This window comes from Chitinimonas sp. BJB300, assembly GCF_002735695.1.
Taxonomy (GTDB): Bacteria; Pseudomonadota; Gammaproteobacteria; order Burkholderiales; family Chitinimonadaceae; genus Chitinimonas.
In genome coordinates, this window is sequence record NZ_PDZH01000023.1 from 23,506 (window position 1) to 45,409 (window position 21,904).

20 protein-coding genes and 2 pseudogenes are annotated in these 21,904 nt (G+C 54.3%); 13 read left to right on the forward strand and 9 right to left on the reverse strand.

Going from position 1 to position 21,904, the window contains the following annotated elements; genetic code table 11:
• Window positions 1-30: 30 nt before the first annotated feature.
• Window positions 31-831 (reverse strand): ABC transporter ATP-binding protein, encoded by an 801-nt coding sequence (locus CSQ89_RS05855; RefSeq protein ID WP_099405249.1) that lies wholly within the window; start codon window positions 829-831, stop codon window positions 31-33.
• On the reverse strand, window positions 828-1,838 hold the full coding sequence (locus CSQ89_RS05860; RefSeq protein ID WP_099405250.1) for a FecCD family ABC transporter permease: 1,011 nt from the start codon (window positions 1,836-1,838) through the stop codon (window positions 828-830). The genes CSQ89_RS05855 and CSQ89_RS05860 overlap by 4 nt, the downstream gene beginning before the upstream one ends.
• 124 nt (window positions 1,839-1,962) lie before the next feature.
• On the opposite strand from CSQ89_RS05860, the gene CSQ89_RS22395 reads away from it, so the two are divergent.
• Entirely contained in the window at window positions 1,963-2,127 is a 165-nt protein-coding gene (locus CSQ89_RS22395) for a hypothetical protein (protein ID WP_158228911.1), read from the forward strand.
• A 161-nt stretch (window positions 2,128-2,288) separates the two neighbouring features.
• Here the strand turns inward: CSQ89_RS22395 and CSQ89_RS05865 are convergent, their stop codons facing one another.
• The 4 genes from CSQ89_RS05865 to hemP all read right to left on the reverse strand — a co-directional run bounded on the left by CSQ89_RS05865 (window position 2,289) and on the right by hemP (window position 6,851).
• Window positions 2,289-3,086 (reverse strand): heme/hemin ABC transporter substrate-binding protein, encoded by a 798-nt coding sequence (locus CSQ89_RS05865; RefSeq protein ID WP_099405251.1) that lies wholly within the window; start codon window positions 3,084-3,086, stop codon window positions 2,289-2,291.
• The gene (locus tag CSQ89_RS05870; protein ID WP_099405252.1) at window positions 3,076-4,101 is read right to left on the reverse strand and encodes a hemin-degrading factor; all 1,026 of its coding nucleotides are present in this window, start codon (window positions 4,099-4,101) and stop codon (window positions 3,076-3,078) included. The genes CSQ89_RS05865 and CSQ89_RS05870 overlap by 11 nt, the downstream gene beginning before the upstream one ends.
• A 201-nt stretch (window positions 4,102-4,302) precedes the next feature.
• Window positions 4,303-6,483, reverse strand: a complete 2,181-nt coding sequence (locus CSQ89_RS05875; RefSeq protein ID WP_099405253.1) for a TonB-dependent hemoglobin/transferrin/lactoferrin family receptor — start codon at window positions 6,481-6,483, stop codon at window positions 4,303-4,305.
• Window positions 6,484-6,683: 200 nt separating this feature from the next.
• Window positions 6,684-6,851, reverse strand: a complete 168-nt coding sequence (hemP, locus tag CSQ89_RS05885; RefSeq protein ID WP_233202970.1) for a hemin uptake protein HemP — start codon at window positions 6,849-6,851, stop codon at window positions 6,684-6,686.
• Between the two features lie 294 nt (window positions 6,852-7,145).
• Between hemP and CSQ89_RS05890 the strand changes: the two genes are divergently transcribed.
• Together CSQ89_RS05890 and CSQ89_RS05895 are read left to right on the forward strand one after the other, a co-directional pair.
• Window positions 7,146-7,598 carry an Hsp20 family protein gene (locus CSQ89_RS05890; RefSeq protein ID WP_099405256.1) on the forward strand — a complete coding sequence of 151 codons (453 nt, stop codon included), beginning with the start codon at window positions 7,146-7,148 and terminating at the stop codon, window positions 7,596-7,598.
• 109 nt (window positions 7,599-7,707) lie between these two features.
• A pseudogene (locus tag CSQ89_RS05895) lies at window positions 7,708-8,180 on the forward strand (IS5 family transposase); the annotation flags it as partial.
• A 124-nt stretch (window positions 8,181-8,304) separates the two neighbouring features.
• Here CSQ89_RS05895 and CSQ89_RS05900 read toward each other — a convergent pair.
• Window positions 8,305-9,783 (reverse strand): ABC-F family ATP-binding cassette domain-containing protein, encoded by a 1,479-nt coding sequence (locus CSQ89_RS05900; protein ID WP_099405268.1) that lies wholly within the window; start codon window positions 9,781-9,783, stop codon window positions 8,305-8,307.
• 532 nt (window positions 9,784-10,315) lie between these two features.
• Between CSQ89_RS05900 and CSQ89_RS05905 the strand changes: the two genes are divergently transcribed.
• From CSQ89_RS05905 to CSQ89_RS05920, 5 genes are all read left to right on the forward strand, one after another.
• On the forward strand, window positions 10,316-10,792 hold the full coding sequence (locus CSQ89_RS05905; protein WP_099405257.1) for a tetratricopeptide repeat protein: 477 nt from the start codon (window positions 10,316-10,318) through the stop codon (window positions 10,790-10,792).
• Window positions 10,793-10,827: 35 nt separating this feature from the next.
• Entirely contained in the window at window positions 10,828-11,730 is a 903-nt protein-coding gene (locus CSQ89_RS05910) for a hypothetical protein (RefSeq protein WP_099405258.1), read from the forward strand.
• A 151-nt stretch (window positions 11,731-11,881) separates the two neighbouring features.
• Window positions 11,882-12,094: an RtcB family protein gene (locus CSQ89_RS23665; RefSeq protein WP_308418119.1), complete on the forward strand. Its 213-nt coding sequence runs from the start codon at window positions 11,882-11,884 to the stop codon at window positions 12,092-12,094.
• A complete protein-coding gene (locus CSQ89_RS23670) occupies window positions 12,052-12,162 on the forward strand; it encodes an RtcB family protein (protein WP_308418120.1) in 111 nt (36 codons plus the stop codon). The genes CSQ89_RS23665 and CSQ89_RS23670 overlap by 43 nt, the downstream gene beginning before the upstream one ends.
• Window positions 12,163-12,295: 133 nt before the next feature.
• Window positions 12,296-12,529: a hypothetical protein gene (locus tag CSQ89_RS05920; RefSeq protein WP_099405259.1), complete on the forward strand. Its 234-nt coding sequence runs from the start codon at window positions 12,296-12,298 to the stop codon at window positions 12,527-12,529.
• Here the strand turns inward: CSQ89_RS05920 and CSQ89_RS05925 are convergent.
• Entirely contained in the window at window positions 12,502-13,617 is a 1,116-nt protein-coding gene (locus CSQ89_RS05925) for a response regulator (protein ID WP_099405260.1), read from the reverse strand. The genes CSQ89_RS05920 and CSQ89_RS05925 overlap by 28 nt on opposite strands.
• Window positions 13,614-17,375, reverse strand: coding sequence for a response regulator (locus tag CSQ89_RS05930; RefSeq protein WP_099405261.1), 3,762 nt, complete (start codon window positions 17,373-17,375; stop codon window positions 13,614-13,616). The genes CSQ89_RS05925 and CSQ89_RS05930 overlap by 4 nt, the downstream gene beginning before the upstream one ends.
• Window positions 17,376-17,805: 430 nt before the next feature.
• Between CSQ89_RS05930 and CSQ89_RS05935 the strand changes: the two genes are divergently transcribed.
• From CSQ89_RS05935 to CSQ89_RS05955, 5 genes and pseudogenes are all read left to right on the forward strand, one after another.
• On the forward strand, window positions 17,806-18,582 hold the full coding sequence (locus CSQ89_RS05935) for a ferredoxin--NADP reductase (RefSeq protein WP_099405262.1): 777 nt from the start codon (window positions 17,806-17,808) through the stop codon (window positions 18,580-18,582).
• 433 nt (window positions 18,583-19,015) lie between these two features.
• Window positions 19,016-20,143 (forward strand): aromatic ring-hydroxylating oxygenase subunit alpha, encoded by a 1,128-nt coding sequence (locus CSQ89_RS05940; protein ID WP_099405263.1) that lies wholly within the window; start codon window positions 19,016-19,018, stop codon window positions 20,141-20,143.
• 342 nt (window positions 20,144-20,485) lie between these two features.
• Window positions 20,486-20,971, forward strand: coding sequence for a LysE family transporter (locus CSQ89_RS05945; protein ID WP_099405264.1), 486 nt, complete (start codon window positions 20,486-20,488; stop codon window positions 20,969-20,971).
• Between the two features lie 143 nt (window positions 20,972-21,114).
• Window positions 21,115-21,588, forward strand: coding sequence for an STY0301 family protein (locus CSQ89_RS05950; RefSeq protein ID WP_099405265.1), 474 nt, complete (start codon window positions 21,115-21,117; stop codon window positions 21,586-21,588).
• A gap of 123 nt (window positions 21,589-21,711) precedes the next feature.
• Window positions 21,712-21,904 (forward strand): annotated as a pseudogene (locus tag CSQ89_RS05955) (IS5/IS1182 family transposase); the annotation flags it as partial.

The window sequence follows — 21,904 nt, forward strand, 5'->3', positions numbered from 1 at the left end:
AGGGCTATGTCGCTGTTGGTTTTGGCGTATTCAGGCGGCCTCGCCCACTGCGACCTGCCAATGTCCCTCCTGGTTCTGCCAGAGTCTCACCGGCCATTGGTACGCTTGGCTAAGTGATGCGGGTTCGAGGCAGCGTGTCGGTTCACCTTGCGCCAATAGTTGGCCATCGCCCAGCAGCAGCACATGATCAGCCCACCGGGCTGCCTGGGTAAGATCGTGCAGTACCGCGATGATGGTGCGGCCCTTGGCGACCTCGCTCCGTAGACGGCGGAATAGCAGGGCCTGGTGTTTCAGGTCGAGGTGATTGATGGGTTCGTCGAGTAGCCATATCGGCGCATCCTGGGTCAGGAGACGCGCCAGACCGGCCCGTTGTCTTTCCCCACCCGACAGGTTACGCCAGGGACTGGTGTGGCGGTCTTGCAATTCGACGCTTTTCAGCGCGTCCATTACCCGGGCGAGATCAACACTGCTTGCACGGCCAAAGCTGCCTAGATTCGGGCGACGGCCCAGCAAGACATAGTCGGCCAGATTCAATGGCAGTTCATTTGGTGGAAATTGTCCCTGCCACCCCAGTTTGCGGGCGCGCTCGTCCAGGGGAAGGGTGCTCAAGGGGATACCATCGAGCAGGATCTGCCCTTGATGGCCGGTAAGCAGACCCCCCAGCAGTTTCAGCAGCGTGCTTTTTCCTGCCCCGTTGGGCCCGACAATCGCCGTAAATTGGCCACGAGGCAGCTCTGTGTTGATCTGCGCCAGCAGGTTGCGCTTACCTGCTTGAAAGCCAAGTTGCCGGAGTTGAAAGGCAGGTAGCAGGAGAGAGTGTGGTGCGTTCATACAGCCCTTCTGCTACGCAGGCGAAACAACCAGAGGAAGAATACGGGGCCGATAAAACCTGCCAGCAAGCCTACCGGTAGATTGACGGGGTAAGCCACGCCCCGCGCCAGGGTGTCCATGCCAAGCAGGAAGAGTGCGCCGACTACTGTTGAAACGACAATGAGTTTGCGTCGCCCACCACCCAGTAAGAGCGCACAGGCATTTGGCACCATCATGCCGACAAAGCCGATGATGCCCCCCACCGATACAGCCGCCCCGACGGCCAGTGCTGCACCGATGGCGCATGCAATGCGCACGCGTTCCACCGGTACGCCCAGGCTGCGTGCATCGTCTTCGCCCAACAGCAGGCAATCGAGGTCGCGGCCCAATGCGATGAGAATGGCGATGCCCAGTAAGGCAATGGGCGTGGCCCACAGTAGCGGTGCGCCGCTGGTAGACCCGAGCTGACCCGACAGCCATACCATGGCGCTGCGCAGGGTCAGTTCATCGGACAAAAACAACAATATGCCCGTACCTGCCCCAGCCAGACTGCCTAGCAGCAGGCCGATCAACAACAGACTGATTTCTCCTCCGCCTACCAGCCGGGCAAGCCCCAGCAGCAACCATGTGGTGAGCAATGCGCCGGCAAAAGCCGCCACCGGCAAGCCGATGCTGCCAATGCCCAGTGCCATGACGGCGACCACGGCGAGCGCAGCACCGCTGGAGGTGCCGATCAGCGTCGGGTCGGCCAAGGGGTTGCGAAACAAGGCTTGCAGTGCCGCACCGGATGCAGCGAGTGCACCGCCCACCAGGAGTGCGGAAAGCACCCGCGGCAGCCGCAAGGCATGAATCAACGGGTCGCGCCAATCCGGCCATTGCCAGCCATCGCCTTGAAAGCCAAGTGCAAACAGCACGAGGCCGCAGGCGCCGCCGATCAATAAAAAGGGCAGTGCAAGTCCTTGGCAAAGCGCCAGACTGATAGAGAAAGGAGCGGGTCGTCGTAACCAAAACGCGCGAACAGTAGACATGGTGGCTTTGGGAGGCTAAAGCAGGCGGTGGCCGATTTGCCAGAGCACGCCTGCGGGGTCGGATCAGTACAAGTTGCCGCAGACCCCATGGTATGTTCTCAGAGGGAATCGCGCTGCAATCAGCATGGCGTTCCAGCAACGCGCTGGTTGTGATGTGCTGCCACCAGGTGTCGGCATCCGCTACCAGCAAGTGCATGACGCAGTGCTTGGCCCATTGCACCTGATAGATGTATTGCAACAAAAATGCGACGTTGCCCAGGCGCATCTCAGCCAAGGTCGCGCTGTGTAAGTGCTCGCTAAAACCCAGATCGCAATAAAAGCGGCGCGAAGCATCAAAGTTGCGTGCGGGTAGAAAGGACTTGAGTTCCAGCACTTGGGTGATAGTCATGAGTGGGGGTAATACAGTCAGCGTGGTGAAGCACTTGTCGGTACCGGGTCAGGCAGTGCGATTTAACTCATGCCCTTGAGTTTCTTGACGGCTGCAGGACTACCCAGGTTGACGCTGAAAAACTCATGCGCGGGGATTTCAAACACCTTGCCGTTTTTCCCGGCGGGTGTGCTGGCGATATCGGCGCGGTTTTTCAGTTGATCGATCCCGCCATAAACAGCCTTGTTGTGTTCTGCTACCAGGATCACATCCGGCGCCAGCTTGGCGATGGCTTCGGCATCAAGCGGCTTGTAGCCCACCACGCCATCTGCGGCATTGATGGCACCGGCAGCCCGGATCAGGGTGTCACCCGGTGTGTCCCGGCCGGCAAACGTCTTGCCTTCATAGCTGATCAGGACCCGCTTACCCATCGGACTGGCGGGTTGCATCGCGTTATTCCAATCAACAGCCAGCTTGTTGGCGGCGGCGGATGCCCCCACCAGATTGCCTACATTGCGGATGGTATCGGCGTAGTCGGCCCCATCTTCACGGTTGCTGACCTGGACGGCGCGCAAGCCGAAGCCATTGAGTTGGCCCCAGATGCCCGTGGGCAGCGCCATGCGACTACCGATCACCAAGCTGGGTTTGAGGCGCAGAATAGGTTCGGCGCTGAGTGAGCGCGATAGGCCGATATCACTGGCCTTGGCCAAAGCGGGCAGCTTGGCGGAGCGATCGCGCCCCACTACTTCATCCGCCTTGCCCAAGGCTACCAGGATTTCGGCGACATCTGCGGTGAGTACTACTATCCGTTCAGCCGTCAGGGCAGGGGTACTGATCAGCAAGCTTAATAGCAATGCACTGCCAACATGTCTATGCAGCATGGGCCATCTCCCGGTCGGGCAGGCTATAGGCCAACGCAGTCCAAGCGGCGAGTTCCGGCTTGCCGGGTTTGCGTTCGCCAAAGAACTGCACAATCAGTTCACCTGCTGCGTCGTAGCATTCCAGCGAGGTGACTTCGCCATCGCGGGTCGGCTTACGCACCACAAAGGCTTTGGCGAACAGGTCGGTACGCAAATGCAGGTTGAAGCCAGGGTCAAGCACATTCAGCCAGGGGCCGATAGACACAATCTTTTGGACCGGGCCGGTGTGGATTTGCAAGCAACCTTGGTTACCGGCAAACACCATGATAGAGAGTTGGGTACGCGCAGCTTGAGTAAGTAACAGTTCGACCGAATCCAGTTCCACTTCACGCACAAAACCGTGCGGTGCAAGGCGCAAGGCTTGGGGGCGGCTTGCGCTGTATTTGCGCAGCAAGGGAAAGAAGTCGTGCGTGTCCTGCAAATTCAGCCAGCCTTGGCGGAATGCGGTCTGGTCGATGGCGGCATCGGGTTGCTCGTCCTGCCGCTCGCGCGGGCTGTCCACTTCGACATGGGCGTGGCTGCTGGCGTAATGGGTAAGCAACTCGTCATAGGCGGCCGTGTCGGACTGCGGTGTCAGGAATATCTTGTGCACCGCGTCGCCGTGACGATCGAAAAACTGGATGGAGAACCGTTCGCCCTTGACGGCGAAACCGTAACGCCAGCTGTGCAGGAAAAAACGCAGGTCGATTTCCGGATTCAGCGCCAAGCCCATTTCGCCCTGGATGCGGACGTTGGCGTAAACACCGGTTTTCTCGTGGACGGCGGCTTCGTTGCGGGTCAGCGTCATGACTGAGCCCAACTTTTCCAGCTCGCCCAGGATGTCAGCCCACTTGGGGAATAAGGTAATGGATTGCGGATCGGCGGCGACCAGTTCTGCTTCGCTAACGCCGAGCCGGGCAGCCGCATCCCGTGCGCGGATCTTCGGTTCGCCAGCCTTCAGGTGTAGATAGCTCTGCCATAGCGTGCTTGCATTCATCGGTTCATCCCTTATCTGTAATGTAGAACCAGAACATGCGCCCCTATGAGAGGCGCGCAAATAATTGGGTTATGGCTCAGGGCAGTACCGGCTTCCCGGGCGGCACTGCCCCTTGCCAAAGGCCGCTCTACGGGCCTCTTCCTGTTGCTCTTTTTTTGGCAAGGCATGCGCCCTGCGCCTTCGTTAGCTGCACTATGTAGTTCAGAAGCGGTACTCGAAATTGGCGGCTACTGTGCGGCCAGACTGGGTATAACGGTCCAGCACATTGCTGCTGGCGACTTGGCCTTTGACGTCGCTCCACAGCCAATATTTCTTGTCGGCCAGGTTGTAAATACCGGCCTGTAAGCTGGCTTGACGGCTCAATTGCATCCTGCCGGACAGGTCGAATACCCCGTAGCCCGGAGCTTTGAACAGGGTACTGGCGCTTGTGCGGGATTTGGACTTGGCTGCGCGTAAGGTCAGGCTGCTGCCCCACTGTTCGGTATCGAAGTCCAAGGCGACCAAACCATTAAGTGGATCAACGCCGTCATAGGCTTGGTTTCTGGTGAGGTCGTCCGCTTTGGCATAGGCCAGTGTGCCGCGTAGCTTCAGATTTGGATGCATGCGCCAGGCAGACTTGATTTCCAGCCCTTGGACGCGAACGCGACCGATGTTCTGCGCCTGGTATTCATTGGCGACACCATTACCATTGGTATCCACCGAAGAAACCAGGGTCGATGCAATGAAATTCTTGTAACGATTCTGGTATGCGGTAATGGCGAATTCAGTATTGGTGGCGCGGTAGCGGGCGCCGAATTCTGCGCTGCGGCTGGTTTCCGCCTTCAGGCCGGGGTTAGGCCGGACTTCATATCCAAACGCTGAATTGACGAATACCAGTACGCCATCATCGAAATTGGGTGTGCGAAAACCAGTGCCAAACTGTGCGAAGCCTGTCCAATGTTCGTTAAACGGTAGGCTGAACATCATCCGCGGCGACACGGCCGAGTCAGATGACTTGCGTACGTTGTCTGGATTCGGATTGGCATTCGCGTACAACGCATCGGCCTTGGGTTTGAGGCTGTAGCGATCGTAGCGTAGCGAAGGGGTGATGCTGAGCCCGGAGGCGAACGCGATTTCATCTTGCACAAACAAGCCCAACCTATCGTTGTCGTTGTCGGGGAAAGTTTTCTGTGGGAACACTTCACCGGCGACGGTGGTGCTGACGCTGCCATTGGCGTTGATCTGGGTGCGCATCCGTGGCCGGCTGGTTTCGGTACGGTTGAAATCACCGCCCCACACCAAGGTGTGGATCATATTGCCTTGATCGTAACGTTGGGTGATCTGGCCATCGAGCCCCCAGGCGGTTTGCTCGAAGCTGGAATTATTGGTACGAAGCACATTGCCAGCGCGTTGTTCCAACGTGTCTTCCAAGCTCTTGCCGGTTTGTCGGTACACACCGAGATGTACGCCAATCAAGCCGTTGCCGGTGTCGCTGAAATCGTAACTGACGCTGCTGCGATCGCGCTTTACGTTATCGGTACTGGTTTGCGCCAGCAATGGGCCGGTACGACTGCTCAGATAGTCGCCATCGCCCTTGCGCCGGAAACTGTCTTGGGCAAAGCCCAGCTTGTGGCCCTTGGCCAATTCCCAACCCAACTTGGCGAGGATAGCGTCGCTATGCCAGTCAAGTGGATTGGCTGCGGTACGTGTGCTGGTGGCGGATTTGTCTTCGCCCATGCTTTTGTTATTTTCGCCCTGGCGGCGGGTATAGCTGAACAAGACGCTGACGGCGCCACTACGCATACCCGCGGCAGCACCTGCCTTCTTACTCTTATCGACGCCGGTGTATCCGAGTCGGACCCGTCCACCCTGTGTGGCATCTTTGGCAAGCAGGTCATCAATATCCAGGCTGCGATATGCGACCACGCCCCCCAAAGCATCCGCCCCGTACAAGCCAGAATAGGGGCCTTTAATGACCTCCACGGCGCTCAAATTGTCCAATTCAACCATGTCGCGGCCCGACAAAGCAGCGCCGCCCCCCATGTAGACCTGGGGCAGGTTAATGCCGTCAATGGTCATCTGAACCCGGTTGCCTTCTATGCCGCGAATACTCACGCCGGCATTGCCACGTCTTGCCGGGTCGCGCCCGACCGATACACCGGGTTCGTCCACGAACAGGCTTTGGATGTCATGCACGCGGCCCGCGTCGTCGCCATCGGGTGACAGTACAGCCACATTGGGGGCTACGAAATCGGCATCCTTAGGGAGGCGTGTGGCGGTAATCGAAACACCAGGCAGTGCTTCGGCTGAAGTACGTGCCAGCGGGGTGTCGGCCAATGCAGGCAAAAGGGCCAATGCTGCGGCGAGCGGGGTAAGGCGAATGAAGCGTGTGTTGCCAGTCATGTATTCTGCATCCAAAAAAAGCCCCGCCGCCTTGATGCGGCGGGGACTCTCAAATTGCTGGCTGGCCAGTGGCGGGCACCGGTTGGCTGGCTACATCGTCATGGAAAAGGTGCTGCAAACTTGTACGCACACCACTCACGGTGTTGTGCTTCAAATTGAAAGCGAGCTCATATGGTTAAAAAGGTAAGGCTTGGCATGGGTTATTTGGTCAGGATCAACTTGCCATTCCGTGTCAGTTGTAATCGATACACCTCCCCACGGTGGGCAATTTCAATTTCCTGATGTCCCTGCAATAGTGCGAGCACTTCCATTCTTGGTTTGGTGCGCGGCTCAGCAGGTCTGCTGATGGAGAGGGTGCGTGAGTTCATACTTGTAATGATAATGCTTATCATTTAGATATTGCAAGCAGCAATACACCTAAAATTGAAGTGTTTCGCGCAGTCATGGTTTATTGGATGTGGGAAGAATGGGATTGCAAATCCGCGCGGTAGTGAGCCAGGGCGGGGCTGGGGTTATGTAGGGGCGTGATGAGGAGCGTGTTGTTTGAAGATATTTGTTCGGGGGCTTGAAAACCAAACGAGTCATTCATATCTAGCCAATGTGGGTGCTCAAGAGAGGCCCACAAAACCACTTTATCGCTTGATTCTTAAAGGATATTCACCATGCGTAGTTACGACTTTTCTCCCTTGTACCGTTCCGCCATTGGCTACGATCACTTGGCGCACCTGTTCGACGAAGCTTTGCGCAATGATGCGCAGCCAAGCTACCCGCCATATAACATTGAGTTGCTGGGTGAGGATGAATACCGGATCTCAATGGCGGTTGCCGGCTTCGAGCGTTCGGAGTTGGAGATTGAAGCGGAAAATGATGTATTGAAGGTTATCGGCCGCAAGCAGCGTAGCGAGGCCAAATCCACTTATTTGCACCGGGGCATTGCCAGCCGTGACTTCGAACACCGGTTCAGGTTAGCCGAACACGTCAAGGTAGCAGGTGCTTCGTTGGATAATGGGCTATTAAATATCCAGTTGGTGCGCGAAGTGCCCGAGGCGTTGAAGCCGCGCAAGATCGCAATCGACGGGGACAACGTGCATATGTTGGAACGTCGTACTGCTTAAGCAAGCCAGCAATATAAAACGGCCGGGAGTTTCCGGCCGTTTTTGTTGTGATGCGCTGCAAATCTTAGAGGGTGTCGTCACAAGATTTCCCTGGCCTTAAAATTCAGCAATGACGCTTGAATCTATTACCTCGCCGGCGCATCGTCGCCACGACATTTCCGATTCACACTGGCTCTTGCTGGAGCCCCACCTGCCGGGGCGGCGAGGTGACTGGGGCAGGGGGGAAAACAATAACCGATTGTTTATCAATGCCGTCTTCTGGATTTTGCGTACCGGCGCGCCATGGCGAGATCTTCCACCCGATCTGGGAGGCTGGAAAAACACGCATCGACGCTTTTGTCGATGGCGTGACAAGGGAGTTTGGGGGAAGTTGCTCGAACAGTTGATAACCGACCCGGACGTTGAATGGCTGATGATTGATGCTTCCCACATCAAGGTTCATCCCGACGCGGCCGGAGCGTGTGGCGGCAATCAGGCGATGGGTGTGACAAAAGGAGGCTCAATAGCAAGCTACATCTGGCAGTAGATGCGCACGGCATGCCAATCCGCATTCTGCTGACGTCAGGCACCACCGCTGATTGTTTTCATCGGTATATCTAGAAAAATCCATGCGAATTTGGTATCGGGGCGGCTATTGGTTGCTGGGAGGGGCGATTGGCGATGCGGGATGGTGGTCTAAAATGCTGCAACCATGATCGCTTACCGACTATTCTCTGGTTGCTATATCTGTCCAATCGCTTGCTGCCGGCCAAGTTGCGGGTATGGATAGATCATCTGGTGGCCGGCTTGGTAGTGGGTAACACTGCGTAACGCCGATCTGCTGCAAAAAATCTTCGTCATGAGAAATCACGAGCAATGCGCCGGGATAGTTGCGCAGAATCTCTATCATGTGACGTCGCATCGTGGTATCCAGATTATTTGTGAGCTCGTCCAGAATCAGCAGTTGCGGGGTCTTGGCGGCAATGCACGCCAGCGACAGACGCGCTTTTTCCCCACCAGAAAGTGTACAAACCTGGTTCTGTACCGCTTCGTCTTGGCGAAACAGGAAGTCACTAAGGTGGCGGCGCAGTGTCTGCATGGGCCAGTCTGGCACCACGTTCATCAGGGCTTGCAGCACTGTGTGATTAGGGGCGAGGTTGGCGTAATGCTGGTCCAGATAACCGATATCGCTGGTGGGCGGGGTTATCCAAGTACCACTGCGAATTAGGCCGGGGTCGCCCTGAATCGCGCGCGCCAATGTGGATTTTCCGCTGCCATTCCTCCCCTGTAGCGCCAAGGGTTCGCCATGTGCCAGACGCATATGGATAGGCTGGAGTATCGGCCGATCGTATCCCACCGCCCCATTTGTGATCTGCAGCACGCCTTGCCGAGACTTCGCGGCGGCAGACAGATGAAAGCGAGGCACAATGATACCGATGGGGCGTAGCTGTTCAAGTTGTCCCATCAGATCGCGCTGCTGCGCCTTGATTTCAACTTGCTTGTTACCTGCTGTAGTGCTGCCCCGCCCGAGCTTGGTGGGGGATTTCACCGTAGGCCATTTGCGTTCACGAATACTTTTGGCGCCACGCTGGCGTGCATGGCTGGCGCGTTCCTGCTCCTGCATCAATGCATCATGGGTATCTTGCTGGGCACGCTTGAGTGCAGCCAGTTGTTTTCCCAATGCATCGCGTTGCAACGCCTGCTCTGCCAGGTAGTCGGTATAGCGGCCGGAAAAAACGTCGATACGTCCTTCGCCGATGTGCCAGATGCTGTCGCATACCTGATCCATTAAGGCTTCATCGTGTGTCACCAGCATAATGCTGCCATAAAAGCCTTGCAGCATGCGGGAGAGGGAACGGCGGTTGTCCGCATCCAGATGATTGGTCGGTTCGTCCAGCAGCAACAGATCCGATGCTTGCGCCAATGCCTGGCTCAGGGCTTGGTTGACGCGTTGGCCACCACTCAGTGTATTGGTGCTATCCAGTACCTGGGCAACATAACCGATGCCAAGGCCGGGGGTTTTGCAGACGGTGCCTTCGCTAGGTGCCAAACTGCCGACCAGAATTTTTAGCAGCGACGACTTGCCATTGCCGTTGGCGCCGACAATGGCAATGCGTTGGCCCCACTCGATAGCGGTGCTGAATCCGGAAAAGCAGGTCTTATGGGGAAAAACAAGGCCAAGGCCCTGTAGCTGAATCATAGGCATGAACATACTCACTTCGAATGAGGGGCAAATACGGCTGGGTTGCCCATTCAGGGCGATTAAGCGAGTGTGTTCATTTCAGGTAAGGCCTTAAGGCGAGGGTGTGAATGGATGCTGCGGCAGCATTGGGACTGCCAACCGATGTCCGAGTAATTCGGGCCAGCTGCGATAAAAATTGCGAGTTAGCATAATCAGCTTTTGTGCTGCTATGCAAGCACAGCCGTATTCCCAGTGCGTATTTTGGCAGTGGCGTATACGTAGCCGACCGGTGCTAGCCTACTTTGATGCGCCAAACCGGTTGGCATGCCAGCATGGCCGAGTGCACGGTGGGATCGAATAGAGGTTAGGCGTTCAGTCTCCCTATGTACTGGTGACAACGTACAGAAGTTTCCAGGTGGCTCTCCAGCAGGTGAAACATTCTATGGCCTTAAAATGACATCTCGGTCATGCCAGAAATTGACAAATTAGCATTTTTCCGAAAGTTCCCTCTTTCCGCTTGGCGTATATTCAGCGCTCTCACCTGGAAAGGGTTCCAATGGGCAGTTTTGTCAATACGGATACTATTTCGCAAGCCTGTTTGGCAGTTCTTAGTGGCCAACAGACCTTAGCATCAATTGCTGGTATAGGCGCTGATGCCCTCGAAGTTATTTACCATCGTGGTTATACCGCATGGTGTGCAGACAATATCGATCAAGCAATATCTGACTTTGGTTTTCTTGTGTTGCACCAACCCATGGATTACCGGTTTCATTTCGCCTTTGCTAGTGCATTACATCAACAGGGTGAAGTTACCAATGCTTTGAATTTCTATGGTTATGCAGCTGCAATGAAGGCTAACGAACCCGGCATAATTTACCGAATTGCAGAGTGTTTGTATGCACTAGATGAAGTTGATGCTACAAGAGATGCACTTGATGCGGTAATTTTACTATGTTACGGGCAAACAGACAGACTTGAGTTGGCGTCATTAAGGCAACATGCTGAAGAGTTTCTAATTCGATTGAATAAATAGCAATAACTGCACAACGACTATAAGGAGTCAGTGATATGACCTATATGGGACCAACTTCTCGCTCTCCAATCCCAAGCAATATTGGAATAGCCCAATCGCAAGAATTAAATAAACCGCAAATAATTGTAGATAAGTTGACTGTAAATTTACCAAAGCCAGAATTAAACAATTCAAGGTGGGGCTTGAATTTCTCAGAAATGAAATCGGCAGCTTCAGATTCCGTAGAAGTGGCAGAGAAGAGCGGAGTAGATATTAAAAATAGGTTGTTTACGGCAAAACTTATTGAGAAAATTGGCGAGAAATTTTGCCATTTTTTCAATTCTATTCAATGTGATAAATTATCGCCGCCGAAAATAGAACGTAATGGACCATTGCGTATTCCTGTTGCCCGTATTCATACAAATCCTGCGGGTATAAAAAAGGCACTGGATAAAGAAGCGGATAAAGTAAAAAAAGAGCTAGATGAAATACGTAACAATGAAAATATCATAAAGCAATATTATAACGCGATCTACGCTTCAATTTATAGCGACGTCAAAGATAGAATTGGCAAGTCATATGTTGGAACAGGGATGAAGACTCCAAACAAAGCTTGGGAAGAGATTGGGTTGGTTGCTAAAGAAATAGGATTGGATGGCGGTGAGGAAACAAAGATTGAAAATAACGTCGAGACCATAATATTTACCCCTAAAGCCGCAGGTGCTAATCCTCTCATTACACAAATCCTCACCCCTGTATCAATGGATAAACGTTATGGGCCACACATGACGAGGCCTGAGCAGCAAAGAGAATACCGTGAATATGCTAAAAACTTGGCTATTGAGCAGATCAGATCCTTCGCCTTACAAGATGGTTGGCCAGACCCAAGTGAATTTGAAGCTAGGCTGACAGAAATAGAGAAGAAGTGGCAATTCAATAACAATAAAGTAGATAACTGATTTTATTGCATTAACCAAAAGTACAAGGCATGTCCCCAGCTGTAAGAACCTATTTACGATCTCCGTAGTAAAGAAGCCAGGAAAACAGTAGATTACGCGCAAAGGCGCTATCTCTGCTTATGAGGGCCAGCGGGGCATCATCCCGGGCTTAATGGGGGCAAAGAGCTTTATCGTGCGTAGTCTGGGTAATCCAGAATCCTTCTGTTCCTGCTCGCATGGGGCAGGGCGGCGTATGAGTTGTAGCGAAACCAAGCGGCATTTGACCAGTTTGACTCTGCGTTACCAGGCAGCAGGGGTAGAGTGCCGTAAAACGGTGGGGTGGTGGATGAAATTCCGGTCGCCTACAAAGATATCGATGCGGTGATGGCGCACTGGACCGATTTGGTTGAGGTGGTGCATACGTTTATGCTGGTGACGTGTATCAAATGCTGACCGTCGCTACCCAAAACCTTCTGGCGTTGTTGTGTAAACTTGCCGTACTTAAGCACTGTCTGGGTTTATACGCCTCGCCAGCACCGCTTCGCTGATTTTTGTTAGCCACTTAACAAGCAATGGAAAGATGAAAATGAAAAAAGTCAAAATCACCATTTCCCTGCCCAAGCCACGCAACCCCGTGGCGCTGGCGGCATGCCAGCGCCAAGGCGGTGTGCATGATAAAACTGAGAAAGTGAAACGCCGAAATGCCAGACAGGCCTTACGGAAGGCGATTAGACAAGGGCGGGATGATTTCCCGCCTTTTTTACGTCTGTACTATTCAGAGAACCTGCAGATTTATTCAGAAGGTGGCGGGTCCGCGTAGTTGGCGGCAATTTCCTGAAAGGCCTCAGTAACCGTGAGGAAGGCTTCGACGATGGCGGGGTCGAAATGGCTGCCGCTGCCGTTCCGTATATAGGTAACGGCTTCGTCGTGGGTAAAGGCAGGTTTGTAGACACGGCGGGAAATCAGGGCATCGTAAACATCGGCTACGGCCATCAACCGTGCAGAGAGCGGAATGGCTTCTCCGACCAGGCCCTGGGGGTAGCCTGATCCATCCCATTTTTCCTGATGCGAGTGGGCGATCTCTTTTGCATAGCGTAAAAAATCGATTTCGAAGCCGAGTTCCTGCTCGGAATGAAGAATCGTGTCGCGCCCCAGTGTGGTATGGGTCTTCATGATTTCAAATTCGTCGGCTTCAAGCTTGCCAGGCTTAAGCAAAATACGATCAGGAATCCCGACCTTGCCGATATCGTGCAAAGGCGCTGATTTGAACAGGGATTCGATAGTGCGTGCATCCAGCATTTGGGTGTAAATGGGGTTTTTGCACAGCGCTTCGGCCAACACCCGCACGTAATGCTGTGTGCGGCGGATATGGTTGCCGGTTTCGTTGTCGCGGGTTTCAGCCAGAGACGCCATCGTGCGGATGGTGACTTCCTGGATCGCCACGACTTCGCGTGTGCGTTTGGCGACTTCGCTCTCAAGAAAGGCATTCTGGTCTTTGAGGAAGTCGCGGGCGGATTTCAATTGTAGATGAGTGCGTACCCGGGCTTGTACGATGGCTGGGTTGACCGGCTTGGTGATGTAATCGACCGCACCGAGATCTAACCCGATTTTTTCATCCTCCGCCGCACTCATGGCGGTCAGGAAGATAACCGGAATATCGCACGTGCGTGCATCCCTTTTCAATTGGCGCAACACTTCGTAGCCATCCATGTCCGGCATCATGATGTCAAGCAGGATCAATTCCGGCTGGCCTTCCCCGATTGCGATTTGTAGCGCACGCTCGCCATTGGGGGCCAGCTTGACCTTGTACTCGTTGCGCAGCATGCCACTCATTAAGGCCAGGTTATCGGGCGTGTCATCGACGACTAGCAAGATGCGCTTTTCCGCTGGATCAAGGACATTACTCATGACTTTTCCTTACCTTGAAGGACTGCAATGTTTTCTTGCACTTCGCGAAGCGTGGTAAGCGCATCATTAAACATGAAGCTGCTGAGCGCGCGGGCCATGATGGGATAACGGTCAGCCAACACCGCCTTTAGTAAGCCGGTGGAGGCTTCAAATAATTCGATGGCCTCGGCGTCATCTTCGGCCAGTAGGGCTTCCAGTTTCTTCAGTAGATCACGGGCAGCAGGCCAGTCGATATCTATGGCGGCAGTGGTGTTCTGTTCGTCCGGCAGGGCTGCCTGTAATGCTTCAATCAGAAGGGTAGTATTTTTCGCCAAGCTGGGCAGCAGCGAGAGTATCTCGAATTCATTGCTTTCTTCACCTTGCAAAACCCGTTCCACGACATCCGCTTGCTCGAACAGGGCATTTGCGCCAATCGTGCCCGCGGTGCCCTTCAGCGTATGAATTGCACGCCGCGCTTCATCGCGCTGGCCCTCGATCAGCAATGTACGGCACTCCATGACTGCGTTCGCTTGTCCTGCAATGAACTTGCGTAGCATGCTTTCGTAGGCTGATCGTTTGTTAAGAACTCGCCGCATGCCCGCAGCTACATCCAGCCCTTCGATTGCCATGAGCGGGTCAACTCCTTCGATTGCCGGTTCTATACCAACCGGTGCTGATGTACTACTGATAGGTATAGTTTCTGACTCGGGTTTTGGCGGTATCCAGCGTAGCAATGTGCTAAAGAGTTCATCCGGGTCGATGGGTTTGGCGATGTAGTCGTTCATGCCCGCTTCTATGCACAGTTCACGGTCACTGCTCATGGCATTGGCAGTCATCGCGATAACAGGCAGATCCGCAAATTCGGGTTGTGCCCGAATCAGGCGCGTAGCAGTCACCCCGTCCATGACCGGCATCTGCATGTCCATCAGCACCAGGTCGAAGCTCGTAATGGCCAGTGATTCCAACGCGGCCTTGCCATGTTCTGCAACTTCGACGATCAGGCCACCTGCTTCTAATAGATCGCGACCTACTTGTTGATTGAGGTCATTGTCGTCTACCAGCAGCACACGCGTGTTGCGAATTCTGCTCAGATCAGCACTGCCGATTCGGCTACTGCGCCGTGATGTTCTTTCCGGTTGGGGATTGTGTCCTAGCGCTCGTGTGGCGGCATCAAATAGCAGGGAATGGTTGATGGGTTTGACCAGCAGCAGCGTAACCCCGGCCTGTTCCGCTTCCTTGGATACTTCATCCCGGCCGTGCGCGGTGACGATGACGGGGATAGGCGGGTCGGGCTGCTGTGCCATGCGCTGGTAGGTTTCTAGTCCGTTCATGCCCGGCATGTTCCAGTCCAGAAAGGCGATCTCGAATGGGTGGCCTGCGGAGAGGGCCTCCGCGGTCAGTCGCAACGCTTGCTCGCCCGACTCCGCTTCGCTGACGATGAAACTCATGTGCCGCAACATATGAGCAATAATCAGGCGGGCTTGAGGGTTGTCATCGACCACCAGCGCCTTGCGCCCCCGCATATCTGGGTCGGGCAGTAGCGCTATGCCTTGGTCTGTGGCAACAAACAGTTGGGCGCTGAACCAGAAACAGCTACCATGCCCAACCACACTATCTACCCCGACTTCTCCCCCCATCAATTCCGCTAGTTTTTTTGAGATGGCCAGCCCAAGGCCGGTGCCGCCGTATTTTCGGCTGGTGGAACTATCGGCTTGTTGAAACGATTGGAAAAGCCGTGCTTGTTGCTCGGCGCTTAGGCCGATGCCAGTGTCTTCTACTTCAAAGCGAACCCGAAGATCACTGCCTTCGCGTGCTTGCAATCGTGCCCGTACGATGATTTCGCCAGTTTCGGTGAACTTGACGGCATTATTGGCGTAGTTGATCAGTATCTGGCCCAGACGCAGTGGATCGCCCAGCAGTTTGTCGGGTAGGTCCACATCCACATCAAAGATCAGTTCCAGCCCTTTGCTGGTGCACTTTTCGCCGATCAGGTTGGCAACATTGTCGAGCATGCCGGCGAGCGAAAACTCGATCTGTTCGACCGTCAGTTTACCGGCTTCAATTTTGGAGAAGTCGAGGATATCGTTGATCAGCCCCAGCAGGTGCTGGCCTGAACGTTGGATTTTCTCGACGTAGTCGCGCTGCTTGGGGTTGAGCTCGCTGGTCAGTACCAAGTGCGACATGCCGATGATGGCGTTCATCGGCGTACGGATTTCATGGCTCATGTTGGCCAGGAAGTCTGATTTCATTCGTGTTGCTTCTTCGGCCAGTTCCTTGGCGTCCGCCATGGCGCGTTCGGCCGCTTTTTGGGCATTGATGTCAATGATGGTGCCAATCAGACCACCCGGCGTGCCATCGGCCTTACGAAAGCCGGAAACCCCATACAAGACATGATGGTTGGTGCCATCACCGAAAGGAAACTCCGCTTCACGCTGGATGGTGCCTGCGTTGGCGATGACCGATTCACTTTCTGTGTGATATAGCTGTCGGTCTTCTTCGGGCAGGTAGTCAAGGTCGGTGACGCGTTTACCGATCAATGCAGACGTATCAACTTGGAAGGTCTCGGCATAAGCATGATTGAATCCTAGAAACCGGTTGTTGGCATCCTTGTAGAAAATCGGGTAGGGAATCGTGTTGAACAGCGCTTTTTGAAAGCTTAATTGATTGTCCAGCGCCCTTTGCGCCATCAGCTGTTCGGTTACATCCTGCGATACGCCATAGACATCGATCGGCAGCCCCAGTGCGTCGCGTACGACGAAACCGGCGCTGTGGATCCAGATTACCCGGCCATCAATCGGGCGGCGGTAGGCATAGGTTGCTTCGTAACTGGGGATTTTTCCGGCAAGCGCAGCCAGCAGCTGGTCGCGGGCTTGAACGGCGGCGGCGGCGTCGGCAGCATGCATGTCTGCAAACCATTGGCCTTCGAGCTTGTAGCGATAGTCAGATTTGGGCGTATGGCCATACAAGGCGGCGGCACGGGCTGAAAGATACAGCCAACCTGGGTCATTCAACGGTACGTGCCAGTAACCTGATCGGGTGAGTTCCAGTGCCTTGTCCCCCATCAGATTGACGTGCTGCAACTCCAGAGTGCGCTGGGATACCCGACTCTCCAGCGCTTCTTCGGTTTGGCGTAATGATTCCAACATCTCCGCTTGCACAATCGCCCGCCGTTTGGCCTGCCGGACGATGGCGATGCCGAACGTCAAGGTCAAAAGGCATTGAAAGAGCGTCAATCCTGCAGTTTGCCACATTTGCTTGCGGACTTCTTCGGTGCGGGCCCGCACAATATTATTTGAAACCCGTAGGGCGGTCAGCACCAATTCGCGGATCACGGTGGCGCGATCAAGCATTTTCTGCCGAACCCCATACAGCGTATCGGAGGTGACTTTGCGATCGGGTTTGACGCCCAGGTAGTGGTCGACCTCTGCCACCAGTTCAATGAGCGATTGTCGGGCATCGGCGTAGATAGGTTCGTCGCGCATGAGGGCCTGTGCTGTGCCCGCTTTGATGGCGTCTACCTGATTGACGAAGACATCGTAGCGAAGTTGCAACTCACTGAGCGGCATGCTTGCGGGGTCAAAGCGCCGTTGGTTGACTGCGGAATCAAACCGGTTGTACTCGACGTTGAGCTGTTGATAGGTCCACAGGGCATTGTCATCGGCCTTTTGCATCACCTGATCCAGGCTCTGGAACTGGCGATATTGAACAGCGCCGATGGCAACATAGACGAGGGTCAGGCTGAGGATGATCAGCGCGAGGAGTTGTTTGGAGCGAACCATACCCAGGCCGGCCTTTGGTTAGCGGGTACTCAGGGTCGAGACCATAGATCGGCCTTGATCCGCGTCGTAGGTACTTCTGTCATCAACCCCAGTAGTGGGACCGATGGGTTGCACTGGCGCATACAGCCTATTGAACAACAGGCAATTGGATAGATGCCACGGTGACATGCTGCGTCCTCTCCGTATCGACTTGGGTACCGGGGGCTTGTCCTTTGATGGGTGATGCAATCCCGAGTGTTCCTCTTGAATGTAGTGCTACTCCGTTCGACTTGCTGAACTGAATATGTTCGAGAGGAGTGCAATAAGCGGGGACAATATGCCTGGTAACAGCATAGTGAAAGGCATAGTGAATGCCTGAATAGGTGGAGAATCGTACTAATAGTTTGTTAGAATCACCGTCTGACAATAACAGCTGTTCTCATTTACCCTCATGTCCACGATTGCTACCGAACGCATTCTGAGTGTCCATCATTGGAATGACACTCTCTTCAGCTTCACGACCACGCGTGATCCGGGGCTGCGCTTTGAGAACGGACACTTCGTCATGATTGGCTTGCAGGTGAATGAGCGCCCGTTGATGCGTGCGTATTCGATTGCCAGCGCCAATTATGAAGAACATCTGGAATTTTTCAGTATCAAGGTGCCCAATGGCCCGCTGACCAGTCGGCTTCAGCACCTGAAGGTGGGGGATGAGTTGTTGGTCAGCCGCAAGCCTACCGGCACGCTGGTGATTCATGATCTCAAGCCGGGCAAGAACCTGTTTCTCTTTGGTACGGGGACAGGCCTTGCGCCGTTCATGTCGATTATCAAAGACCCGGAAACTTACGAAAACTTCGAAAAGGTCATCCTGTTCCATGGTGTGCGTACCATCAGCGAGCTTGCTTATGCTGACTACATCCAGGAAGCGTTACCCAAGAATGAGTTTTTCGGTGAGATTGTCCGCGATAAATTGATTTATTACCCCAGTGTGACCCGTGAGGCATTCCGTAATCAGGGCCGACTGACCGACCTGATCGAGAGCGACAAACTGTGCGAAGACATTGGTCTGCCGCCCTTGAACCCGGAAACCGATCGCGCCATGATGTGTGGTAGTCCCAGTATGCTGAAGGACACCTGTGCTCTGTTGGATGCGCGTGGTTTCAAGGTTTCGCCACGTATCGGTGTGCCGGGTGATTATGTTATCGAACGCGCCTTTGTCGAGAAATAGACCAGCGCGTTGACCCCCGAATTTGTAAGCACAATAGCCCGTTTAGCGGGCTGCTTGTGTTGATGGAAAATATCCGCTATCTCTTTATTTATTAAGGTGATTTTTGGGATAAATCGGTGCGAATGGCTTGATCGTGCCAATGAAATAGGCCACAATCTGTCTTTGTTTTTAGCGCTGCGGCACCTCGCCCAGCGCGGGTATTAGGGCATCGGAAGATGCGCCTGGTGCTTGCCCCAAAGGGCCATGAGGCTAGGGAGGCGGGTCATCGGCCCCTCTCCGGTCGGGCGCAAAGCTTGGCCGACTCGTAATCCATCAAGGCAAGACGTTCTTAGACCTTCGGGTGTTGGGGCGCCGGTCTAAGGGCCTGACAAGCGATAGCGCTGCAGGCTCTGATGGGATTGCGCCTCACCCTGACTACTTGGGGGTGTGGGATATGTCCAACTTGGAATCTCGCAATCTACTGCGCGCTGCCAGCGCGCAACTACCCGTCTCGGTCTATTTTGACGAAGACTTTTATAAGCTCGAACAGGAATTGCTGTTTGCGCGTGGCCCTAAATACGTCGGTCATGAACTGATGGTGCCCAATGTGGGGGACTATCAAGTACTGGAGATGTACGACCGTGGGCGCATGCTTAAACACACCGAAGGCGGTGTGCAGTTGCTGTCGAATATCTGCCGTCATCGTCAAGCCTTGATGCTGGATGGCCGTGGCAACAACCAGCACATCGTTTGCCCGCTACATCGTTGGACCTATGACGGCCAAGGTACGCTGCTCGGTGCGCCTCATTTTCCGGAAAAGCCCTGCTTGAACCTGCCAAAGACCAGCTTGCAGCGCTGGAATGGCATGCTGTTTGAACTGGGCACAGGCGGTCGTGATGTGGAAGCCGACTTGAAAGACCTCGGTGTTGCCCGAGATTTCGATTTCAGTAATTACATGCTGGCGGATGTGCAGGTGGATAATTACGTTGGTAATTGGAAGACCTTTATCGAGGTCTACCTGGAGGATTACCATGTAGATCCTTTCCACCCGGGTCTTGGTCGCTTTGTGGAGTGTGATGACCTGAAGTGGGAGTTTGCCGATTGGTATTCGGTGCAGACGGTCGGTATTCATAACGAACTAGCCCGAGCCGGTTCCAAGTCCTACGCCGAGTGGCACAAGCAAGTGCTGGCCTTCAATCGTGGGGTGGTGCCCAAGTACGGTGCGATCTGGCTGACTTATTACCCAAACGTAATGGTTGAGTGGTACCCCCATACACTGGTGATCTCAACCTTGCTGCCGGATGGTCCGCGTAAATACAAGAATATCGTCGAGTTCTATTACCCAGAGGAGGTCGTGTTATTCGAGCCGGAGTTCATGGTGGCGGAGCAAAAAGCCTATCAGGAGACGGCGGTCGAAGACATGGAAATCATTCGGCGAATGGAAGAAGGCCGCGAGCGTTTGTTCAAGGAGGGGCGCAATGAGTTTGGCCCTTACCAGAGCCCGATGGAAGACGGTATGTTGCACTTCCATGAGTTCATGCGGCGCGAAATGGCCGACAACATCCCCGCGATGTACGTTTGAATATCGTTGAGTCTGGCAAAAACAGGGTAGCGTTGGGCTGCCCTGTTTTTTACTTGGATGTGCCCTGAACATTGAGCATGCAGAAAGTGCAGCATGAATAGGTTGTGCCAGTGATAGCCAAAGTGACCCTAAGCCAAATCCTAAGTACCTGTTTACGATCTTACTGCGCAGCCGTGATCAGGGCTCATGTGCTGTTCAAAATCCTCATATACCAAAGTACATTCCGGTTTTTGCGCTGCGCTTCACCCTGCTGACGGCTGCTCGTGACAGATCGTAAACAGGTTCTAAGCAGACGTAGGCAACCTATCCGGTATCAACCCAGTCCAAGTTTTGAGTCTGTGCATGATGATTGTCATCAGTGACTTTACAGCCTTCCTGGTTGCCTCAACGCTGCTGATTCTGTCACCCGGCCCGGGGACCTTGGCTATTTTGGGCTCGGCGACTGCGTCGCGTCGAGCAGGTTTTGCCACATTGGCCGGCACCAGTACCGGTGATGCTATTTTGATGGGGGCTGCTGCAGTAGGTACGGCGGCTTTGCTGACGGCCAACCCGCTGGCATTTCAGGTGCTCAAGTATGGTGGCGGGGTTTATCTGGTTTGGCTTGGTATCAAGAGTGTGTTGTCCAAGGAACAAGGTTTTGCCATTGTCCGACCTGCCGAGGGGGAGGCTTACCGGCGTAGCTTGTTGGTTACCTTGCTTAACCCCAAGGCCATAGTCTTTTTCATGGCCTTCTTCCCCCAGTTTGTCGCACCAGGCGCAAGCGCTTGGACGTTTGTGGTGCTGGGAGTGGTATTTATCCTGTTTGGGGTGAAGCTGGCGGTCGGTTAGCGGCTGCTTGAATGGGCAAAATAGGAGCATATTCATGCAAAGACACATTGGGGCATTGCTACTTAAGCAGTCCTGTTGCCTGAGTAATGGTGACATATTCATAGTTAAAGCCGAAATTTGGGCTTCAAAGGAAACCGCCTTCCATGCATAAGCTTGTAAAATTTTTGACGGTAATCGTGACGATAAGCCAAGTTGCCGCGTTTGAATTTGAATGCCCGAGTAGTTTGCGGGTTAAGCAGCAAATCGATAAACCCCCGCAAGGTTGGACCAGTTGGTCAAGGGACCCAATGGGACATACTGGTGATCCGGCGGTGCAAGAGGTTGTCGCGCAGATACCGGTAAGCCAATTGGAGCTGTATGCTGGCGTGCCTAGTGAAAGCAATGCGGATGACCTGCCACCGATTGGTGGGTATGGTGATGGCGACCGCGCAAAAAACCGCTATGCATGGGATTTACGCAAAGAAGCCAGCAAGCAATTTTATGCGGCGTGCCGTTATGGTCACAGCGACATTCGACTGGTCCGTGTGTTGCCCGAAGGCGTCAAGAAATGCACCGCTATGTATTCCGGCAATGGTCCGGTACTGAGTCTGCGTTGTGACATCGCCAACAAAAAATAGGGTGCAGGCTGTGTGGGGGCATGGGTTGACCCCAGTTTCATTCTTGGAGCCTGTCTAGAGGGCACCTCGAAAAACCTCTCATCCATGGCATGATTCTGGCATCCCAAAGTCAGCCCTCCCATCATGATCAAATCCAGTCTGTTTGCCAGTGAAGAACGTGAAGCCAAGCTTGATCAGCTGGGCGATGCTCTGAAGGTCCTGGGGACCCATGTCGATTTTACCGCACTGGCGGCAGACATTGACCGAGCAGCGCCTCGACCCAGCCGCGCCCGCGGCGGCCGGCCGCCGTTTCCGACCGAATTAATGGTTCGGGTAC

Excerpts from the sequence above, each read along its gene's own strand:
- CSQ89_RS05855 (WP_099405249.1), bottom strand. The coding sequence starts at position 831 with ATGAACGCACCACACTCTCTCCTGCTACCTGCCTTTCAACTCCGGCAA.
- CSQ89_RS05860 (WP_099405250.1), bottom strand. The coding sequence starts at position 1,838 with ATGTCTACTGTTCGCGCGTTTTGGTTACGACGACCCGCTCCTTTCTCT.
- CSQ89_RS22395 (WP_158228911.1), top strand. The coding sequence starts at position 1,963 with ATGGCGTTCCAGCAACGCGCTGGTTGTGATGTGCTGCCACCAGGTGTC.
- CSQ89_RS05865 (WP_099405251.1), bottom strand. The coding sequence starts at position 3,086 with ATGCTGCATAGACATGTTGGCAGTGCATTGCTATTAAGCTTGCTGATC.
- CSQ89_RS05870 (WP_099405252.1), bottom strand. The coding sequence starts at position 4,101 with ATGAATGCAAGCACGCTATGGCAGAGCTATCTACACCTGAAGGCTGGC.
- CSQ89_RS05875 (WP_099405253.1), bottom strand. The coding sequence starts at position 6,483 with ATGACTGGCAACACACGCTTCATTCGCCTTACCCCGCTCGCCGCAGCA.
- hemP (WP_233202970.1), bottom strand. The coding sequence starts at position 6,851 with ATGAACTCACGCACCCTCTCCATCAGCAGACCTGCTGAGCCGCGCACC.
- CSQ89_RS05890 (WP_099405256.1), top strand. The coding sequence starts at position 7,146 with ATGCGTAGTTACGACTTTTCTCCCTTGTACCGTTCCGCCATTGGCTAC.
- CSQ89_RS05900 (WP_099405268.1), bottom strand. The coding sequence starts at position 9,783 with ATGCCTATGATTCAGCTACAGGGCCTTGGCCTTGTTTTTCCCCATAAG.
- CSQ89_RS05905 (WP_099405257.1), top strand. The coding sequence starts at position 10,316 with ATGGGCAGTTTTGTCAATACGGATACTATTTCGCAAGCCTGTTTGGCA.
- CSQ89_RS05910 (WP_099405258.1), top strand. The coding sequence starts at position 10,828 with ATGACCTATATGGGACCAACTTCTCGCTCTCCAATCCCAAGCAATATT.
- CSQ89_RS23665 (WP_308418119.1), top strand. The coding sequence starts at position 11,882 with ATGGGGGCAAAGAGCTTTATCGTGCGTAGTCTGGGTAATCCAGAATCC.
- CSQ89_RS05920 (WP_099405259.1), top strand. The coding sequence starts at position 12,296 with ATGAAAAAAGTCAAAATCACCATTTCCCTGCCCAAGCCACGCAACCCC.
- CSQ89_RS05925 (WP_099405260.1), bottom strand. The coding sequence starts at position 13,617 with ATGAGTAATGTCCTTGATCCAGCGGAAAAGCGCATCTTGCTAGTCGTC.
- CSQ89_RS05930 (WP_099405261.1), bottom strand. The coding sequence starts at position 17,375 with ATGGTTCGCTCCAAACAACTCCTCGCGCTGATCATCCTCAGCCTGACC.
- CSQ89_RS05935 (WP_099405262.1), top strand. The coding sequence starts at position 17,806 with ATGTCCACGATTGCTACCGAACGCATTCTGAGTGTCCATCATTGGAAT.
- CSQ89_RS05940 (WP_099405263.1), top strand. The coding sequence starts at position 19,016 with ATGTCCAACTTGGAATCTCGCAATCTACTGCGCGCTGCCAGCGCGCAA.
- CSQ89_RS05945 (WP_099405264.1), top strand. The coding sequence starts at position 20,486 with ATGATGATTGTCATCAGTGACTTTACAGCCTTCCTGGTTGCCTCAACG.
- CSQ89_RS05950 (WP_099405265.1), top strand. The coding sequence starts at position 21,115 with ATGCATAAGCTTGTAAAATTTTTGACGGTAATCGTGACGATAAGCCAA.